The following is a 19,186-nucleotide window of genomic DNA, read 5'->3' as shown; positions in this document are numbered from 1 at the left end:
CTTTACTCTGCTACAGCTGCTCCGGCCAGGTTGAGAGCAGGACGCGGCGCGGGCATTGGGGCAGACCGGTTGCCGGTCTTGAGATAGGTGTCGAACCACTGCATCATCCGGGTGTTGTAGTCATACCGCGCGGCAGCCCTGACCAGGCCGTGCCCTTCGCCCGGATACAGAACCAGCCGCACCGGTGTTTCCGGCTTTCGCACCTTGATGTTGCGGTACAGTTCGTAGCTCTGACTGGGCGCCACCCGCGTGTCCTCTGCCCCGTGCATGATCAGGATGGGTGTTTCGGCCTTGTCCACATGGTAGACGGGCGACACTTCCAGCATGCCCATCCAGTTCTCCCACGGCCATTTGCGGGCGTGAACGTTGTACATTTCCATGGGAATGTCGGTCGTGCCGAACTTGCTGACCTGGTTCGATATGCCAACGAACATGACCGAGGCGGCAAACTCCTCGGACTGCGCGGTCGCGCCCCAGGCGCTCGCATAGCCGCCATACGACCCGCCGGTGATCCCGGTCCGGTTCGGGTCCGTCACTCCGGCTGCGACGAGCGCCCGCTTGCCGTCGACGATGTCGTCGAACTCCTTGCCTGCATAATCCCCCTGATGCTCCTTGCTGAAGGCGGTGCCATAAGCGGTCGAGCCGCGATAGTTGGGATAGAACACGGCGTAACCGGCCCCGGCGCCGACCTGCCCGGGACTGGAATAGCCCGTCAGCCAGCCATTTGAATCGTGTGCTTCGGGTCCGCCGTGGATAGTCATGATAGTCGGTGCGCCGCCCGCCGGCACTCCGCCAACCGGTTCGATCAGGATGCCTTCGATCTGTTGGCCGTCCCGCGCGGCATAGGTGATGACGCGTTGCCGTCCGAAAGTGATCTCGGACAGCCACGGGTTGTGCGCGGTCCAGCGGGTGAAGCGGTTTCCGTTCACCACGAACAGTTCGCCCGGATGGGTCGGGGTGGTCGCCTCCACCGCCAGGGTGCGTCCATTCGCCTTGATATCGGTCAGGATCAGATCACCGGCATCCACTTCACCCGCCACGGTGCCGTTGGGCCGGTAGTAACGCAGCAGTGACTGCGCGCCCCGGTGGATAATGGCCGCGAGACGGCCATCGGGCAGCCAATGTGCGTCGATGGCTGCTTCCGGCGCGCCCGCGTTCAGCGCACGGAATTGTCCGGTGGCCACATCCACGAGGTGCAGGGTCGTATCCGCCGGATCGTTCACGTCGACCGCCGCAATCATCGACAGGGTCCGTCCGTCTGGAGAAACCTCCACGTCTCCCAATTTTCCGGGTGTTTCCACTACCCGCAGCACCTCACCGGTTGCCAGATCGACGATGTGCACGCGCTTGGCGACAAAGCTGTCGTCGACGCTGGGGGTAGGCGCGCTGTCGATGATGCCGGTGCGGCCATCGGGAGTGACCTTGAAGGCGCTGACGTAGCCGGGGACCGTTATGGGTGTGGGCTGCGCATCGACCGTATCCCCCACCCGGGCCGAGAACATCCGGTTTAGCCGGGCCTCCTCTTCGTACACAATCGCGGTGAAGCCCTTGTCCGCTTCGGCTCTGCGCGCGCTGTCTTCGGCCGGCCCGGCCAGCAGGAAGACGCGGCTGCCGTCCGGTGCCCAGGCGTAAGAGCGAACATCGGCGTCGCCCACTGCCGCCAGCTTGCGGTAAGCCCCGCCATCGGTCGGGATGCCCCAGACCGCGCGCTTTTCATCGCCTTTCTTCCACAGGAAGCTGATCGTGCGCCCATCGGGTGAAAAGTCGATGGCCGCCACGCTCATATCCTGCGGCAGAAAGGTGCGTATCGCATCGGGAGCGGTGGCAAGCTTGAGCTGCTGTGCGGGCGTGCCATCCTTCTCCCCCGTCGTTACGTTCGGCAACCGGGTGGTGGTGAACGCGATGGAGCGCCCGTCAGGGGACACCGCCATGGTGCCCACGCTCTCCAGCCTGGCCACGTCTTCTGCCGTCATGGGCCGCGCGTGCAGCGGCAGGGCCAGCGCAGCGGTGGCGAGCAGGGTCGCGCCTAAACGCAACGTGGCAGAAAGCGTGGTCGACATACAGGCAATCCTCTCTTGCTATGATCTTTCCGCTCGGCTCTAACTTGCCGCAAAGCGGGGCGCAACGGGACGAGGAGGTGCGGATGAGCGGCAGGGTGAAGCGGATGGCCGCGATCGGCGCGGGACTGGCGGCCTTGCTGACCGTCCCCGCCGCAGCGCAGCGGCAGGCAATCGTTGCCGGCAATGTGATCGTCGACGCGGAGCGCGGCTCCATCGGCCCCGGAGTCATTCTGGTGGAGGATGGCCGCATCCTCAGCGTGACGCCAGGCACGGCGCCGCCGGCAGGCGCCGACGAGGTAATCGACCTGTCCGGGCGAACGGTGCTGCCGGGCCTGATCGACCTGCATGTCCACCTAACGGGCGATCCGGGTGGTGACTTCTGGAAGGAAGCGGTGGAGCCGGAAGAATGGGGCGTGGTGGTCGGCGCCAAGAACGCGGCGCTGACGGTACGTGCCGGCTTCACCACCGTACGCGAGGCCGGCAGCGGCGGAGAAACCGCTTTCGCATTGAGGCGCGGCACCGCCGAAGGACTGATCACCGGCCCCCGCATCATTGCCGCCGGCCCGGCGCTGGCGATTGTCGGCGGGCATGGCGACGTGTCCGGCTTCCGCCCGGAAGTGAATGCCGTCCTGTCGAGTGGCTACGCCTGCACCGGCGCGGTCGAATGCGCGGCCAAGGTCCGGCGGGCTGCGCAGAACGGGTCCGACGTGATCAAGATCACAGCGACGGGCGGCGTGCTGAGTCAGCAGGGCCGCGGCTTGGAGGCGCACTTTTCCGACGCTGAAATGCGCAGCATAACAGATACCGCGCGCTCGCTGGGTCTCGCGGTCATGGCCCATGCGCATGGCGCGCGCGGGATCGAGGCAGCCGCCCGGGCCGGCGTGTCCTCTATCGAACACGGCACATATCTCGACAAGGCGGCCGCCGATGCCATGCGCGAACGCGGCGTGGTGCTGATCCCCACGCTGATGGCGTTTCAGGGTATATCCGAACGCCTTGGCCAGGGCGTTTATACTCCCGTGGTAGAGGCCAAGGTGCGCGAGGTGGCCGAAACGGCGCGGGTATTCATGACCCGCGCGATGCAATGGGGGGTGCCGATTGCGTTCGGCACCGATGCCGGGGTGTTCGACCACGGCCGCAACGCAGGCGAGTTCCGGTTGATGATGGCGCAGGGAATGAACAGCCGGCAGGCGCTCGCCAGCGCTACCACCTCCGCGGCAAAGGTGCTGGGCATGGAAGATGAACTTGGCCGGCTGGCGGTGGGCTATTCGGCGGATATCATCGCAGTTGCCGGCGACCCGCTGGCGGACGCCACTGTGCTGGAACGGGTGGAGTGGGTGATGGCCCGCGGCCGGGTCGTCGAATAGCCCACGCCTTTCCCGTTAACCTTCTGTTGAGCGACAGCCCTCTTTTGGGGCTGGCTAACACTGCCTAAAGACTTTCGTGCAAGACGGGCGTAATAATGGCCACGTATCATCGGCAAGGGTTGAGGGAACACAGTGGAGACATTCTGGGACTGGATTACCGTGTTCTGTTTCGCGGGACTGGTGACATTGATGCTGCAACGCTCCAGTGAAGAGGTGCTGCGGGACAAGCTGTGGCAATATGCTCCGCCGGCGGTTGGCTGTGCGGTGGCAAACTATCTCGGCAACGAGGGGCTCGAAGCTGGAACGGCTGGCTTGCAGGTGCTCGCCGGAGTGACCCTGATCGGGGTTCTGATTTACATCTTCGTGGTTCTCAAGGTCGAACTGCCGAAGTTCTGATTTCGTGTTGGTCTTTGTATGATTTGGATCAGCTTTGATGCGCCGGTGCGGGTGCGCCAACTTACGCCCAATGATCGATCGGATCGCGTGTGAACATCGAGTCCAATTTTAAGGCCAATCCCAAGTTCGAGGCTGAATCGGCCGAGGTCAGGGGCATGGCTGCGCGTGACAAGCGTGCGGTGCTTTACGCCGCGTCGGTGTTGCTTGATGCGCTGGCTCTGGTGCTTGGCTACTTCACGTCACTGCTGTTCAGGCTCAGCGACAATCTGCTCGTCGGCAACTATTCGGTTCTGACCGTGGCGCTGCCGGTGTTCCTCATGTTCGAGATCGCGCGCGAGGCACAGTGCGTCGAATGCCTGCAGAGCCGGTCCATCGCCACGCGGCGGTCGCTGGGCGCGCTGGGCGCGACGGCATTGGTCATGCTTGGCGGGATATTCCTGTTCGACGTTGACGATTTCAGCCGCCTCGGATTCATCATCACCTTCGCCGCTGCGGCCCTGTACCTCACACTTGGCAAATTCGTCCTGGATGCCATCCGCAAGAGCTGGCTCGGCGGAGAGGTCACCGCCACTGCGCTGGTGCTCGACGGAGTGGAGCTTCCGGCGCGCAGTGCGCATCACACCAGCATCGATGTGGCCGCGCTGAACCTGTCGCCATGCCTGCATCATCCGGCCCGGATGGATTCGCTGTCGCGGTTGATCCAGCCGTTCGATCGGGTGATCGTGGCCTGCACTTTCGAGACGCGCGCCACCTGGGCCATGTTCCTGCGCAGCCACGACGTCGGCGGCGAGATCATCATGGATCGCGACATCCTGCATGGCGCAGTTGCGATCGGGGAATATGCCAGCCAGGATACCTTGGTTCTCTCCAGGGGTCCGCTCAGCCTTGCCAGCCGCATCCAGAAGCGATGCTTTGATCTCCTTATCGCCGGACTGGCCGTGCTCGCGTTGTCTCCAGTGCTGCTCGCGACGGCGGCTGCGATCAAGCTGGACAGCAGAGGCCCGGTGTTCTTCCGGCAGGTGAGGGTTGGGCAGGGCAACCGCCAGTTCCTGATCTTCAAGTTCCGCTCGATGCGCGCCGAACAGGGGGATGCGGCGGGCAACCGGTCCACCGGACGAGATGACGACCGAGTCACGCGGGTGGGGCGGTTCATCCGCAAGACCAGCATCGACGAGCTGCCGCAGCTTTTCAACGTGCTGCTCGGTCATATGAGCATGGTCGGTCCGCGTCCGCACGCGCTCGGCTCCCAAGCGGGCAAGTCGCTGTTCTGGGAAGCAACCAACCAGTATTGGCTGCGCCACGCGCTGAAACCTGGAATAACCGGACTGGCGCAGGTGCGCGGCCATCGCGGAGCGACGGAACGCGAAGAGGATCTGCAGGCGCGGGTGCGGGCCGACATCGAGTATCTGTCAACCTGGTCGCTTTCGAACGATTTCGTTATTCTGCTGAGAACCTTGCGGGTGGTGGTGCATCCGAATGCCTACTGATCTGCCTGGAACGCGTTCAGTGGCTGCAGAAGTGCGCGATTAAGGCATGCGTTACGTCGGCATCCTGATCGTCCTGCTGTCGATTCCCGGCCTGTATCTGTGGCTGCGGTCTTCCCGCAGAAATTACAGTTATGCGTATTTCGCCATCGGACTGCTTCCGTTCGTGCAGACAGCCGTCAACCTCGACGCCTCGCTCTGGAATATTGGCGGTTTGGGTTATGCCAAGGGCCTGGTCGTCACCCTGCTCGACACGCTGTGTCTCGCCATTCTGGCAACCAGCCGTTTCAAGATACTGCGCTTGCCATTCACGGGCCTGTTCGCGGCCTATATCGCCGCGACGTTCCTTTCGATTTTTCAGGCGCCCGGCTTTTTTGAATCCTTCAGTTTCACTTTTCAGCTGCTGCGCGCCTTTCTGGTCTTCATCACCGTGGCAACGGTGATGCAGCAGAACGGCGCCCTGCAACGGATCGCCAGCGGTCTGGCCGTTGGCGCCATCATCCAGGGGATAGTCGCGATCAGCCAGCGGCTGAGCGGCGATTTTCAGGCGAGCGGAACCATGGGGCACCAGAACCTGACGGGCATGGCGCTGCACTTCGCCACGCTTCCGCTGCTTGCGATGCTGCTCGCCGGAAACAAGTCCAAACTGTACCTATTTGGCGTCGCCGGCGGACTTGCGGCGGTCGCCGCAGGTGCCTCGCGCGGCTCCATTGCGGCGCTTGGGGTGGGTCTCGCGGTGCTCGTCCTTTGTTCTGTCTTCCGGCATGCAACAAGCCGCAAGTTCGGTTTGATCGGTATCCTTGCGGTGCTGGTGGCAGCTGCATCGCCGGTGCTGTACCAAGGATTGGCCAAGCGGTTCGACAACGTCGCCGAAGTCTCGCAAGTGGACGAGGAGCGGCAGGCGTTCGTCAGAGCGGCAAGTGCGATGTTCAGTGACTACCCGCTTGGGGTCGGCGCAAATCGGTACACCTTTGTGGGGATCACCCAAGGGTATTCCGCGCGCGCCGGCGTTACTTGGGCGGGTACAAGCCGAACCGCCGTGGTTCACAACCTCTACTGGCTGACTGCAGCGGAGCTCGGCTGGCTGGGGCTGCTGACGCTTCCTCCGCTCCTTCTTCTGATCATCATCCGCGGCTTCGCTTTCGCCTTTACTCAGCGGCGCGATCCGCGCGGCGACGTGGTCCTCGGTTTCACCTGTGCGGTGCTGGTGACCGCCTGGCAAAGCTTCTATGAATGGGTGTTCGTACTCAGCAACATGAACTACATGTTCGCCATAGCCATGGGCGTGATCGCCGGCTCCATCGTGCAGCGAAAGCAGCAACGGGCGGTGCCCAAGCGGGCGGTGCAACCCCCCGGGATCAGAACGAGTGCGCGCCAGCCGGCGCTTGCGGCTGCCTTGCCCGCGAACAGGCGTTGATAAATGGCTAGTAGCCTTATCTGTGCGACAGCGGCCAGCGACACTGTTTCAGCGTTAGCCGCGCAGCCGAGTGCCTCAAGGTTCTGGAGCCGCAGCTTTTTCGCCGTGCAACGCCTCGTCCCGCCCGACTTGCTTACCGTAAACGTTGAGGCGGCTCGGCTCGACTTTCTTCAAAGGCGAGGTTGCGGAGCGAAGTCGGGGATGTTTACGCGTGGCTGAGCGGTTGATTGGCATCGTGGCCATTGGCCGAAACGAGGGTGAGCGGCTCAAGGCGTGCCTCCGCTCCCTGCCGCCCGGGCTGCCTGCCGTCTACGTCGACAGCGCCTCCACAGACGGCAGCGCGGACTTTGCGCGCGCCATGGGAGCGCAGGTTGTCGACCTCGATCTCACGCGCCCCTTCACCGCGGCGCGGGCGCGCAACGCCGGATTTGAACGGTTGTTGCGCACTGCGCCTGAAGTCGAACTGGTGCAGTTCATCGACGGCGACTGCGAGTTGGAAAGCGGGTGGATCGACGCCGCCGCAGAGCGTCTGCGGCACGTTCCCGCACTGGCCGCGGTCTGTGGCCGGCGTCGTGAAAAGTTTCCGGACCGGTCCTTCTACAACGCATTGTGCGACCGCGAATGGGACACGCCGGTAGGGCTGACAAATGCCTGTGGTGGCGATGCTCTGTTCAAGGTTCCGCCGCTGCGTCAGGCGGGAGGGTTCGATCCAGCGCTTACCGCTCACGAGGAACCGGACCTGTGCAGCCGGCTCAGAGCCGCAGGGTTCCTGATTGAGCGATTGGATTTGCCGATGACGCGGCACGATGCCGACATCACCAGCTTTCACCAGTTCTGGCGGCGGAACACCCGCGCCGGATATGGCTATGCCCAGGTCGCGGCCAAGCACCGCGGAGCGCGCGATAATCCGGCGCGCGACTTGCTTCGGCGAACGGTCCGCTGGGGATTTATCCTGCCTGCCCTGTGCCTGCTTGCGAGTGTCGCTTTTGCGCCATGGGGCTTGCTGACCTGGGGCATTTTTCCGCTTCAGATCGCCAGGCGCGCTATTCTGGGGCGGCTGGGCTGGCAAAGGGCTTCGGTCGAGCTCCTGCAGAAATTCGCAGAACTCAAGGGCGCTGTGGTCTGGCTCAACGACAGAGTCAGAAACCGTCAGCGCGATGCTGTTCAGTACAAATCCGCCGGGTAGCTGGCCTTGCCGCTGCCACAACCTCGGCGAAGCATCGTGGCGCGTTCCGCCGAGCAGGCCCGTTCCAACGTCGCACCCAAAGGCAACTGCGCTTTGTCATCGATTGCATACCTGACCAGCGAATATCCCGCCATCTCGCATACCTTTATCCGGCGCGAAATCGCTGCCCTGCGGCGACAGGGGCTGACGATCCAGCCATTCAGTGTGCGGCCCGGCCATCTGGACTGGGGCGAGGATGTGCCCGCGATCCTGGGGCAGGGCAAATGGCGAGTCATTTTTCTCGCGCTGCTGGCCCTGATCAGAAGCCCCATGGCGGCTGCGCGATCTCTCGTCCTTTCGCAGCGCCATCGGGAGCAGGGACTTCGCGGGTGGTTCTGGAGCCTCTTCCACCTGGCTGAGGCGCTGGCGCTCGCGACGATGCTGCGCCGGACCGGGACAACCCGCCTGCATTCCCACTTCGCCAACAGCGGCGCGACCGTGGGCATGATTGCCGCGGATCACCTGAGCTTGCCCTGGAGCCTCACCTTGCATGGTATTTCGGAGACCGACGCGCCCGCCGGTGCGCTGCTGCCTGACAAGGTGCGGCGGGCGGAATTTGTCGCCTGCGCCAGTTGGTTCATGCGCGCTCAGGCGATGCGGTCGGTGGAGCCGGAGCATTGGGGCAAGCTGCACATTGTGCGTTGCGGAGTCTCCCCCGCTGCCTCCGCCGTTCCTGCCGGATCGGTGCGACGCCTGGTCACGGTGGGACGGCTTTCGGCAGAAAAGGGCTACCCTGGGCTGTTCGAGGCACTGTCAATGATAAGTGACAAGATTCCCAGCCTGACCCTTGAGGTGATCGGGGATGGTCCCTTGCGCGAAGCGTTGCAGGCGCAGGTGCAATCCACGCGATTGACGCATGCGGTCACTTTTCTGGGCGCCTTGCAGGAAGAAGACACGCTGCGGATCATCGCCGCAGCCGACGGCTTTGTCCTGCCAAGTCTCATGGAAGGTCTTCCCGTCGTGTTGATGGAAGCGATGGCGGCAGGGAAGCCGGTGATTGCTCCCGCCGTCGCCGGGATCCCGGAGCTTGTCCGGGACAATGATACCGGCCTGCTGTTCCGGCCCGGCGACTGGCGGCAGCTGGCAGAGCAGATGCACCGGCTCTGCACGGATGATCTACTCGCCAGCAATTTGGCGCGAAACGGCAGGCGCAAGGTTCTGGATGAATTCACGATCGACGAGGCGGTGGTTCCACTGAAAGCCTTGTTCGAGAACCGCGTCGGCATCTGATCGGCTGCCGGTCGGCCGATAACAGGTTCTTCGCCGTCGAACGGCGACCAAACGGCCTGCATCCTCGATACCTTGAAGATCGACTTGCAAGGCGGATAGGCCGCAGCCTAGCCGTCAGGAGTGATCATAATAACGGCTGTACGCGCCACCAGAGCCGTAGCCGTAGGAATCGAGAACTCCGCCCTTGTAGCGGTTCAGCACGGTTCCAAGCGGTACAGCCGGCTTCAGCAGGTCGATCGCGTCCCTGACCTGCCGGGCCGTGGTCTTTCCGCTTTCCACGACCATAACGTAACCATCAAGCGATTCCATCAGGATCATGGCGTCGTCATTGGCGAACACGGGAGGCAGGTCGACAATCACAATCGCGGTTTCCGCCTGCGCGCGCAACCATCGCATCAGGTTGGCGTAATGATCGCCCGACAGAAGTACGCTGGAATCGCCCGTTGTCGGTTTGGCCGGAAGAACCACCAGCGGCAGACCTTCGACACTGACGAGCGACTCTTCGATGCTGCCGGACGTGCCTTCGAGATACCTTGTGACGCCGGAGTTGACTGTCATGCCCAGTGTTTCCGCAACGCTACCGCGGCGCAGGTCGAGATCGGCAAGGATCACCGGGACGTCCTTGAGCCGGGCGATCGCAGCGGCAAGGTTGATGGAAAGGAGCGACTTGCCAGCGGTCGGTGCGGGCGAGGTGATCCCGACCATGCGCATCTTTTGCAGCTCAAGCTGCTTCATGAACCGCGTCCGCATCAGGTTGAAGGGCCGGGAACGCAGGTCTCTGCTGTCGAAGGCAACGATATGGTTGGCTTCCAGCACGTCGGGGTCTGGAGTGAAACGATTGGCGACTGCGCCGCCCATGATGTCGTTCACGGTCATGTTCGGGGTTGTGCCTGCTTTCTCATGTCCATCAAATGCACTGCCGTCACCGCCCTCGCCAACAGCGGAGAAGGTGGTGGACCGGCGGCCCAGATCGGCGTCAAGGCCGAGAGGTCCGCTCATCAGGCTTCTGCCTTTCGTCCAAACCGCGGTAGGCGAAAGAAGCGGGAGACGCCGCCGCCGCTGGCTCTGCGGCCCGGCCGGGCCGTCAGCACAGGCACTACCGCCAACGGTCCTTCTCCGGTGATCGCGGCCAGGCTGTCGGGATCGCGGATCGGCCTGAAGAACAGTTCTACCGCCATAGCGAGCGCAAACCCAAGTCCGAGACCGCCCAGAATGCAGATCGCCAGGATAAGCGGACGGTTGGGCCAGATCGGTTCATCCGGCACGACTGGCGGCTCGACCACGGCGAGGCGTTCGGCAATCTGCTCGTCCTCTGCCTTCACGCCGGCTCTTGCCATGGTCAGACGTTGCTGGACGTCCTGATACTGCGTGTTGAGGCCGCTCAATTCCTGCTGGATGTTGGCCATCTGCTGCTGCACCAATGGGCCGCGGGACTGCGCCTGCATCCGGGCGCCGGCGATCGCCTGCTCACGCGCCTGGGCTGCGCGCAGGGCGGCGATCTGCGAATTGTTGAAGGCGATTTGCCGGTCGATGGAGTCGGTTGGCGTTGCCCGCTGGTTCTCCGCCGAAAGTTGCCGTGCCTGCGCCAGCAGACGCTTGGCGATCGCCACGTCAGGGTGATCCTCGGTGTAGACCGCGCGAAGGCTGGCAAGTCTGGCTTCGGCGGCAAGAACGTTGGGATCGCGATTGTCCGCATTGCTCAGCGCCGTTTTCTCAGCCGCGAGTTGCACATTGTCGCGCTGAAGCTGGGCGATCTGGAACTCGTAATTGCCCGCTCCCCCGCCGAATACAGGGGCGGCGGCGCCGGACAAGACGCCGCCATTGGCCGCGGTGATCGCAGTCAGTTCGCCTTGAAGCTGCGCAATCCGCTGCTCAAGATCGGCCGACTGATCGCTGAGGAACTGAACAGTGTTGGTGGCCTGTTCCACGTTCCCACTCGAATCGAGCTCCAGTATCCGGTCCATCAGATCCTGGGTGACCGCCTGAGTGGCGCGTGGATCGTTGTATTCATAGGCCAGGCGGAACGCGATGGTCCGGCTGTTATTGCCGCCACCTCCGGGAACCTCCACGGTTGTCGGCTCGAGCGAGATCGCCTCGCGCATACGTTCGATCGTCGCGGATAGCGGTTCCGAACCCCGGGCGCTGGCATACAGGCCATGGCGTTCGATCAGGCTGATGAGGTTGGGGCGGCTGATGACTTCGGCACGAATGCGCGCAATGCGCCGGTCGACCACTTCGCCGCCCGTGCTGGCGATCGCCTGATCCTGGATCTGCGGCGATTCCACAAGCATGAGGGCCGATGATTCATAAAGGGGCCGGATGAGGAGAATGGCGGCCACGGCCGCCAGCACGCCGATCACGGAAGGAATGATGATCCACCAGCGCCGTTCGCGCAGGATGGTCGGCAATTGCGCCAGCATATTGCCGATCCCCGGCCCCTGCGGTTCATCTTGGAAGGTCTGGTCCATCAAATCTGTCTGCCGAAAGTGTAGCTGATGCCGACGTAGCCGCGCCAGTTGGCGTCCCTGTCGGAGAAGAGATCCGACTGGATCTGCGCATAGGAAGCGGTTGCGAAGGCCGACAGCCGGTTGGTCAGCACGCGGCGGTAAGCCGCACTTACGCCATAGAACTCGTCCTGGTTGCTCAGCGCGCCGGGCACCAGCAGCGGCGTTATGATCCGGTCGCTGCGGCGGTATGTCGCATCCAGCCGCAGGGTGTCGCGAGGCCCAAGGGTCATGTCGTAACCAATGACTACGGCCGTCGAGTTGGAAAGGCCGCTGAACGTGGTCGGACGTGCCTGCCGCTCTGCGGTCAGGCATAATGTTCCCCGGGGGTCGCGGCGGCAACCATTGACAGAGAACGCCAGTGAAGTGTCGCTGATCTTGCCGCCCAGACCGTCATCCACCTCGGAGAACGAGGCGCCGACACGGGCGCTCCAGTTAAGGCGAGGGGATACCTGTTGCTGGATGCCGATCATCGGCGTGACGTTGATGGAGTCGCCCGCCACCTGACCGAGGAAGTCAGACCGCGACAGCGCGACGTCGCCGCTCAATGTCGTCCGCTCGTTCAACCTGCGGCTGTATCCCAGCACAGCGTCCGCAACACGGTAATCGAAACCGATGTCTCCGGATGTTTCGCTCTGCCTCACTGACACGCCAAGGGATGCGCTGTCCCGTTCGGTCAGCCGACGGCTGGCGGAGCCGGTCACGCCATACGAGGTAAACCGCGCCCTCGCTCCGGCGATGGTCGGGTCGATGATCGGGATGATTGGTGAAGCGCCGGGTTCCAGCCCGGTGAGGTCCGGACGTCCGAAGATGAACGCATCCTGCGCTGCGGAACGGCTGGTCTGAAATGTCGCCCCGGCACCGAGCTGCGTCCGCTCGTCCACGCGCGTGGTGCCTTGCGCGCCGAGCAGCACGTCACCCGTGGTTTCAGACCCGTTGAAGAAGTGCCGCAGCCTGGCGTTGCCGTAGATGTTGAAAGTAGTCCGGCCGTCGATGATGGAGATGTTCGGGGACACATCGACTTCGCCTGCGACAGATGCGCCGCTGGTTGTTCCGTCTTCGAGAAGGAACGGGTTGTTCTCGACGCCGATGCCGGTCGACACGCGAACTTCGCTGCGCGTCTGGGCACCTGCGGGGGCGCAGAGCCCCACACCCACGCACGTCGCGAGCAGAAGGCTGCGCCCGAACTTTCCTGCGGCTGTGTGGCCGGTCATGGTACGATCACCGTGTCTCCGCTTTCGATCCGGATCAGGTTGGCTCGCTGTACGTCGGAGGTGCTGACGCCGCTCCTGAACAACGGGGCCATGCGGACACGCAAGGTGCGCACCGCGTCACCGGCTTTGCGAATGATCACCACATTGTCGAGATCCGCGAACTCGTTGGGGCCGCCAGCGAGGCTCAGCGCTTCGAGGACGTTGACATAGCGACCCGGCTGAAAACTGCCCGGCGACTGAACGCGGCCCATTACGGAAAACTGGAGACCCGTGGGCGCAACGGAGACGGTGATCTGCGGCACTTCTCCGCGGTACTGGTCTCTCAGTCCCGCGCGGATGCGTTCTTCCACCTGCTGCGGCAAAAGACCCTGCACCCTGAATTGCCCCACCAGCGGGAAGGCAATGGTGCCGTCGGGCAGGACGTTGACGGTGCGCTGAAGGCGTTCTTCGCCCCACACGTAGATTTCAAGACTGTCGCCAGCATTGATCCGGTAGGCGGACTCCTGCGGAGCGGCCTCGGCGACTGGGGCCTGTTCCTGCGCCATCGTTGCCGCAGGCGCGCCGAAAAAGGCGGTGAGCGCAGCCAGGGCTGCATAAAGATATTGTTTAGCCGGCATGTGCATGGTGTATCTGCGTCCCCATAATGAGCCCACCTCAGTGTAGCGCCCCTTATCAAGGCTTGTAAGTGTGACAACCCAACTGCTTCGCCGCGTGTCTTTTCGGGGCGTTCGTCTCCTTGCTCTTACCTGTGCCATGAGCGTCGCGCTAGGGGCTTGTTCTGACAAGGCACAGCAAGCGGCGGAGGCGGGCGCTCTGGCGGAAGCATATTTCCAGGGCGGCAACCTGCCAGAAGCGCGCCGCGCCATCGCCGAAGCATTGCAGCACCGGGATGACATAGTCGACCTGCACCTGCTGCGCGGGCGGATAGAGTTCGCAGCGGGGGACCCGCAGGCCGCATTCGCGGCCTATTACAACGCCCTGGCGCTTGATCCCCTCAACAACGAGGCGTTGCAGGCGGTATCCCAACTGGGCATTTCCACCGGCAACATCGCCGATGCGGAAAATGCGACCGACCGGATCCTGGCAATTTCACCTGCTGACCCGAACGCGCTGCTGGTCAAGGGGATCATCTCGCTGGCTCGCCGGCGTTTCGAGGAGGCAACCCAGTACGCCGATCAGGTGCTGACGGCACGGCCCGATGACGAACATGCCCGCGTCCTGAAGGCGCGCAGCCTGTTTCTGCAAGGCCGACGGGGCGAAGCACTTGCGGTTGTCGGCGGGGCATCGGGGGAGGGCCCTATCACCGAAAGCGTCGCCATGACCCGGCTGGAGATATTCCGCCAGACCGGTGACGCCGCGGGGATGCAGCGGGAGTTTACCAGGCTGCGCAACTTGCGACCGTCGGACAGTGCCCTGCGCATCGACGAGGCCAATTTCCTGTTCAAGCGAGGTCAGCCGCAGCAGGCAAGCGCCCTGGTGGTCAGGACGCTCAACCAGACAGATGAGGAGAACGCGCAAGGCAATGTGACTACCGCGGCAATAGCGCGGCAAGTGGTCGACCTTTGGCAGCAGTACGGCCATGACGGCATGGCGCCGGCGGATTGGCGAAGCGTCGCGCAGACCGCGCCGCTCGCGGCACGCGAGATCGTCGCGCGGTATCTCGTCAATGCGCGCGCCATGGAGGCTGCCCAGGAGATGATCGGATCGCTGGAGGGTGCCACCCAGGAGGCGCTCACGGCCCGGTTGCAGATCGCGCGCGGCGATACGCAGGCGGGGCTGGCGGCCGCTGCGGCGGTCTTGCAGAGAGATGCGACGCAATGCGACGCACTGATCGCCACCAGCGAGGCGCAGCTTGCGCTGGGTGGCGTAAAGCGGGCGGTGCAGGCCGGTCAGCAAGCCGTCGCAGAGTGCCCCGACCGTCCCGAAGCCTACCTGGCCGCAGCCTTTGCCTATGACGCGTTCGAGCGTCCGGCAGGGGCTGACAGAATCTTCGGCGACGCGGTGAAGGCGAACCCGCAGAGCGTCGAACTTGCCTCGGCCTACTCACGCTGGCTGATCGCCAAGGGGCGTGAGCGGGAAGCGGTTGCCATTCTGCGTCGCTATACCAGGAATACGCCAGCATCGCTCAGGGGCTGGCAGCTTTACGGTGACTTGTGCCGCCGCACTGATCGCGCCTGCGCGCGGGAGGCGAAGGTTGGGCGAAGCCGGGCAGCTTCCATTTACGGCGTCGATTTGCCACCCGGCCAATTGCGGCCCAATGGCCTGTTCGGCCGGTTCATTGAACGTTAGCGGAGAAGATATGGCTGGGCAGCGGGTCGAGTTCCTGGGCTTCCATTTCGACTGTTTCAATCAGAGCCAGGTCATCGAGGCTCTGGAAATGACGGTTCGCCAGGAACAGTTCGGCTATGTGGTGACGCCAAACGTCGATCACGTGGTGGCGCGGCACCGCGACAGCGGTGACGCTGCGGTCGCGGATGCCTACGCGAACGCCAACCTCACACTGTGCGACAGCCGTGTCCTGCAATTGCTGGCCCGGTGGTCCGGCCTCCAGCTGCCGCTGGTCACGGGCAGCGACCTCACCCCCGCCCTGCTGCGCAAGCTCGACGAGGGAGGTACGGCGCGCGTTGCCGTGATCGGCGGCGATGCAGCCCTGCTGGCGGCACTGCGGCAAAGATATCGCGGTATCGCGTGGGTTCAGCATGTGCCGCCCATGGGCGTGCGCCGCGACCCGGTCGCCCGCAGCGCGATCGCCGAATTCGTCGAAAAGGAGCGGGCCGACTTCGTCCTGTTTGCCATAGGCGCGCCTCAGAGCGAAATTGTCTGCGCCGTCATCGCGGAGCGCAACCGGGCCCGTGGGGTGGCGCTTTGCATCGGCGCGTCGCTGGAGTTCGTGACCGGGATGAAGCGGCGCGCACCAAAGCTGCTGCAAACGGTCCGGCTCGAGTGGCTGTTCCGCCTGGCGGCCGAACCCCGGCGGCTGTGGCGGCGTTATCTCGTGGAGGGGCCGAAAATCTTAAGCATCTGGCTCAAATGGCGGCTCAATCGCTCTCGTCCAGCCGCCTTGTCCGCGTCCAGCCGCCGTGGTTCCGCCTGAGAAAATCTAGGTAAAGCGGAATTTTCCAGAGGATATAGAGTGGAGCTCTGGCAAGAATGCCGGCTGGCAGTGTGCTGCGGCCTTGGCGCATCCACGCCAGCGCGACTGCCACCAGCGCGCCAGCCAGGGTCAGGAACAGCAGCGCTGCCGGCACCCATTGGCCAGTGAAGAGGCTTATCGAAGTTGCCGCCGCGAGGCAGACAAGTGCCAGCAGTAGGAGCAGCGCCAGCGGCGGCACCAGCAGGTGGATCCCCAATGCCGTCCGATGGCGCGAGAAGCCGGCCACCCCGCTCAGCAGCATCGGCATCGCCTGAGACCTGGCGGTGTGCAGAAAGCCGCGTTCCCACCGGCCGCGCTGCGTTCTTGCGGCCTTGTCCGGCGCCGCAGCGCTCAGAACGCGTGCCTGTTCGACCAGCGTGACCTTCACACCTTCCCGCGCAAGATCCAGGGCGAGCTGCATGTCTTCGACCAGATGATCGGTCGCCAGCCTTGCGCCGGCGAACGTCGGCCACGCGAATGCCATGCCTGTACCGAACAGCGGAATGCCTCCGCCGATCCGCTGCAGGCCGCGCGCCCGGACAAGGTTCTTCACCAGCATGGCGAAATTGGAAATCTGTGTCACTGCGGAGGCGTTGTCATCGCTGGTCAGCAGATTGCGGGCCTGCACCGGCGCCTGTCGCGATACCGCCTGTTGCGCCAGCACGAGCACGCTTGCCTGATCCGTCCGGCAGTCCGCATCCAGAACGACCACTGCCTCCGGCCTTTCGGCCACGGGTCGCCGGGCAAGGTGGTCGCGGCCATGGGCGAGCGCGTAACCCTTGCCCCGCCGGCTGGTATCGTGACGCTCTGCCACCTCCGCTCCAGCCCGCCGTGCCACGGCTGCCGTGCTGTCGGTGCAATTGTCCGCCACCACCAGGACCTGCAGCCAGTCCGGCAGCGGCTGGAGCGTGTCCAGAGTACCGGCGATCCCGGCCTGTTCGTTATGTGCAGGGATGAGCACGGTTGTGCGGGGTGGCCGGTTTCCCGTCGGCGGCTGGCTAGCAAGCGGTTTCAGGCCGGCGCCGACCTCAAGGGTGAACCACAGCAGCAGCGCCGCCGGTAATCCTGCCACCAGCCATGCAAGCGCGTCAAGCATTGCGGAACCGCTGCCTGCGCGCAGTGACCGTCTGGTCCAGGAAATCGGCGTATTGCTGCGCCACGGCAGCCCACCTGAACCGATGCAGGTCCGTGGTCGGTTCGCCGCCCCCGGCCAGGGCGCGGCGGAGATGGTTTACCAGCTGTCCTGCGTCTTCGGTGTCGCACAGATACGGTGCGTCGCCAAGGATCCAGCGGGTCAGATCGGACAAGTGCGCGACTACCGGCAGACCGCAGGCGGCCGCTTCCAGGTAAACATTGCCGAAGCTTTCCCATTTCGACAGGTGCAGGAACACGTCGGCGGAACGGTAAAGGTCTGGCATCCTGTCCGCCAATACGGTCAACCGATAGTACCGGCCCGGCAGCAGGCGAGCGGCGAGCAGATCGGCCTCCTGTCGAAGCGGCCCGTCACCCGCCACTACCAGCGCAGCGTCCGGCAATTCAGCCACCGCCCTGATGCCATCAAGCACGCGTTTGGTGTCGATGAAGGCGCTGACCATCAGCACGATCGGGCGGTCCTGCGGCAGGCCCAATGCCGCGCGCGCCCCCGGTCCTGGCGAAAAGTGGTCGAGATCGATGCCATTCGGGATCAGCGTGCAGTTCCACCGGTCGACGTTTCGTTCAAGATACGCCGGATTGGTGCAGACCAGCCCATCGCAGGCGAACAACCGGTACTCGGCAGTTCGGGCAAACGCCGGCCAGTCGCCGTTCTGCGTGACGAAGATGTTGGCGGTGGCGCTTTTGCGGCCACCGTGCCGCAGGGCCCAATTGGTATAGGGGTAGGCACAGGTCAGTGTGGCGTCAAAGCTGGCGATATCTGTCGCACGGCCGAGCCGGGCGGCGAAAATCGCATCTTCCCACTGCGTTTCGTTTCGGAAACAGGGGATGGCGGGCAGGCGTTCGAAGCGTTCGCGCGCGACCACCGGGATATGAACGAAATCGTAGGCGGTGCCTGGCCGCGGGCGACCGCTGCCGGCCACCGTCACGCTGGCGCCGGTGCGGGCGAGTTCCTGCGCGACCGAGAGCAGGGCAGTTTCGGCACCCCGATCGACGCGGTGGAATCCGGACAAGGCGAACAGCAGGCGAATGGAGGCAACCTTCCCGCCAGAAGCAGCGCACGGCATCGGAACGCCGGCGCCGCCTGGAAAGAGCGGGTCAGCCCGGCTGGCGCGCCGGGTTTGCCGCTGTTGTTCCCGCCGCCGCCGGGGTGGCGGAAGGCGTGGAGTTGGCGGCAGGAGGTGCAAAGCCCGGCTGATACTTGATCTCTGCCGTTTGCTTGGCCTGCTGCAGCCGGTTCAACAGTGCCTTCTCGACATTGGCGTTGCGTATTGCCTGCAGTGCAACCGGCCGGGCGCCGTCGCCTCCGATCGGCTGCGCCGCCGTATCGGTGATGACCGCCACCGTCACCATTCCGCCTTCAGGCGTGATGAAGGGTTCGCCGGCCGGCAATCGGCGGATCTGCGCAAGGCGTTCTTCGCCCAGCTGTGCGCTGTCCATCTGCGCCGGGCCGCGTTGATAACGGATACCCAGGCTGTCGAGCGTCGCCGCCACTTCAGCCATCGAGCTGTCATTCTCCAGCGCCCGCAGGGAGTTGACGTCCGAGGGAAGGGGGAACTGAATCCGGTCCAGGGTGAAGATGGTCCGGCCCGCGAAAATGCCCGGGTTCTGCTGCACATAGGCGTCGATCGCACGCTGGTCAGGAACTGCGGCAGAGCGTGCCTGCCGCTGCTGCAGCAGCTGTACAAGGAGCGCATCTTGCAGTTGGCGGCTGCGCACCAGATATTCTGGTGACTGGTCCAGCCCTTCGGCCTTGGCCTCCTGTGCGAGGAGCCGGCGTTCAATGATCCGCTGCAGCGCGGTTTGTTGCAGCCGCTTCTGATCGACGCCTTCGGGCAAGTTGACGCCGGCGAGCTCCGCGTTGATTTCTTGCAGCGTGATTTCCTCGCCATTCACCACTGCCGCGACCTGGCCGGTCGGCTCCTGATCGCAGGAGGCCAGCAGCGCGGTTCCTGCCAGCAGGGTCGCGATTAGGATCTTTTTCATGGAATAGGTTCCCGTCCG

The 19,186-nt window shown here is 64.1% G+C and carries 16 protein-coding genes; 8 read left to right on the top strand and 8 right to left on the bottom strand.

What is annotated here, in order from left to right:
* Positions 1-2: 2 nt before the first annotated feature.
* Positions 3-2,060: a S9 family peptidase gene (locus LHJ54_RS00870; RefSeq protein WP_228241746.1), complete on the bottom strand. Its 2,058-nt coding sequence runs from the start codon at positions 2,058-2,060 to the stop codon at positions 3-5.
* Between the two features lie 83 nt (positions 2,061-2,143).
* Here LHJ54_RS00870 and LHJ54_RS00865 point away from each other — a divergent pair, with 83 nt between their 5' ends.
* The 6 genes from LHJ54_RS00865 (at position 2,144) to LHJ54_RS00840 (ending at position 9,179) form a co-directional block, all read left to right on the top strand.
* Positions 2,144-3,427, top strand: coding sequence for an amidohydrolase family protein (locus LHJ54_RS00865; RefSeq protein WP_241721414.1), 1,284 nt, complete (start codon positions 2,144-2,146; stop codon positions 3,425-3,427).
* Positions 3,428-3,559: 132 nt separating this feature from the next.
* Positions 3,560-3,823 carry an XrtV sorting system accessory protein gene (locus tag LHJ54_RS00860; RefSeq protein ID WP_228241744.1) on the top strand — a complete coding sequence of 88 codons (264 nt, stop codon included), beginning with the start codon at positions 3,560-3,562 and terminating at the stop codon, positions 3,821-3,823.
* 89 nt (positions 3,824-3,912) lie between these two features.
* Complete coding sequence (locus LHJ54_RS00855) at positions 3,913-5,310, top strand: exopolysaccharide biosynthesis polyprenyl glycosylphosphotransferase (RefSeq protein WP_228241742.1); 1,398 nt, start codon at positions 3,913-3,915, stop codon at positions 5,308-5,310.
* A 46-nt stretch (positions 5,311-5,356) separates the two neighbouring features.
* Positions 5,357-6,724 carry an O-antigen ligase gene (locus LHJ54_RS00850; RefSeq protein WP_228241741.1) on the top strand — a complete coding sequence of 456 codons (1,368 nt, stop codon included), beginning with the start codon at positions 5,357-5,359 and terminating at the stop codon, positions 6,722-6,724.
* Positions 6,725-6,935: 211 nt separating this feature from the next.
* Positions 6,936-7,910, top strand: coding sequence for a glycosyltransferase family 2 protein (locus LHJ54_RS00845; protein WP_228241740.1), 975 nt, complete (start codon positions 6,936-6,938; stop codon positions 7,908-7,910).
* Positions 7,911-7,946: 36 nt separating this feature from the next.
* Positions 7,947-9,179 carry a glycosyltransferase family 4 protein gene (locus LHJ54_RS00840; RefSeq protein ID WP_228241737.1) on the top strand — a complete coding sequence of 411 codons (1,233 nt, stop codon included), beginning with the start codon at positions 7,947-7,949 and terminating at the stop codon, positions 9,177-9,179.
* 114 nt (positions 9,180-9,293) lie between these two features.
* Here LHJ54_RS00840 and LHJ54_RS00835 read toward each other — a convergent pair whose 3' ends face one another.
* Genes LHJ54_RS00835 through LHJ54_RS00820 form a run of 4 tightly spaced genes read right to left on the bottom strand, consistent with a single transcriptional unit; the run spans position 9,294 to position 13,520 of the window.
* Positions 9,294-10,178 (bottom strand): CpsD/CapB family tyrosine-protein kinase, encoded by an 885-nt coding sequence (locus LHJ54_RS00835; RefSeq protein WP_228241736.1) that lies wholly within the window; start codon positions 10,176-10,178, stop codon positions 9,294-9,296.
* Positions 10,178-11,647: a Wzz/FepE/Etk N-terminal domain-containing protein gene (locus LHJ54_RS00830; protein WP_228241735.1), complete on the bottom strand. Its 1,470-nt coding sequence runs from the start codon at positions 11,645-11,647 to the stop codon at positions 10,178-10,180. Before LHJ54_RS00830 ends, LHJ54_RS00835 begins: the two co-directional genes overlap by 1 nt.
* Positions 11,647-12,897, bottom strand: a complete 1,251-nt coding sequence (locus LHJ54_RS00825; protein ID WP_228241734.1) for a hypothetical protein — start codon at positions 12,895-12,897, stop codon at positions 11,647-11,649. Before LHJ54_RS00825 ends, LHJ54_RS00830 begins: the two co-directional genes overlap by 1 nt.
* Positions 12,894-13,520, bottom strand: coding sequence for a polysaccharide biosynthesis/export family protein (locus LHJ54_RS00820; protein ID WP_228241732.1), 627 nt, complete (start codon positions 13,518-13,520; stop codon positions 12,894-12,896). The genes LHJ54_RS00825 and LHJ54_RS00820 overlap by 4 nt, the downstream gene beginning before the upstream one ends.
* Positions 13,521-13,650: 130 nt before the next feature.
* On the opposite strand from LHJ54_RS00820, the gene LHJ54_RS00815 reads away from it, so the two are divergent.
* Positions 13,651-15,186, top strand: a complete 1,536-nt coding sequence (locus LHJ54_RS00815; RefSeq protein WP_228241730.1) for a tetratricopeptide repeat protein — start codon at positions 13,651-13,653, stop codon at positions 15,184-15,186.
* A gap of 10 nt (positions 15,187-15,196) precedes the next feature.
* The gene (locus tag LHJ54_RS00810; protein ID WP_228241728.1) at positions 15,197-15,991 is read left to right on the top strand and encodes a WecB/TagA/CpsF family glycosyltransferase; all 795 of its coding nucleotides are present in this window, start codon (positions 15,197-15,199) and stop codon (positions 15,989-15,991) included.
* Here LHJ54_RS00810 and LHJ54_RS00805 read toward each other — a convergent pair.
* The 3 genes from LHJ54_RS00805 to LHJ54_RS00795 are packed head-to-tail and all read right to left on the bottom strand — an operon-like array spanning position 15,936 to position 19,168.
* On the bottom strand, positions 15,936-17,126 hold the full coding sequence (locus tag LHJ54_RS00805) for a glycosyltransferase family 2 protein (RefSeq protein ID WP_228241726.1): 1,191 nt from the start codon (positions 17,124-17,126) through the stop codon (positions 15,936-15,938). The genes LHJ54_RS00810 and LHJ54_RS00805 overlap by 56 nt on opposite strands.
* A complete protein-coding gene (locus LHJ54_RS00800) occupies positions 17,119-18,249 on the bottom strand; it encodes a glycosyltransferase family 4 protein (RefSeq protein ID WP_228241724.1) in 1,131 nt (376 codons plus the stop codon). The genes LHJ54_RS00805 and LHJ54_RS00800 overlap by 8 nt, the downstream gene beginning before the upstream one ends.
* Positions 18,250-18,280: 31 nt before the next feature.
* On the bottom strand, positions 18,281-19,168 hold the full coding sequence (locus tag LHJ54_RS00795; RefSeq protein WP_228241722.1) for an EpsD family peptidyl-prolyl cis-trans isomerase: 888 nt from the start codon (positions 19,166-19,168) through the stop codon (positions 18,281-18,283).
* Between the last annotated feature and the right edge of the window lie 18 nt (positions 19,169-19,186).

Source organism: Porphyrobacter sp. GA68 (assembly GCF_022605525.1).
Taxonomy (GTDB): domain Bacteria; phylum Pseudomonadota; class Alphaproteobacteria; order Sphingomonadales; family Sphingomonadaceae; genus Qipengyuania_B.
Note: the sequence above shows the minus strand (reverse complement) of the source record. Positions and strands in the feature narration are given on the sequence as shown.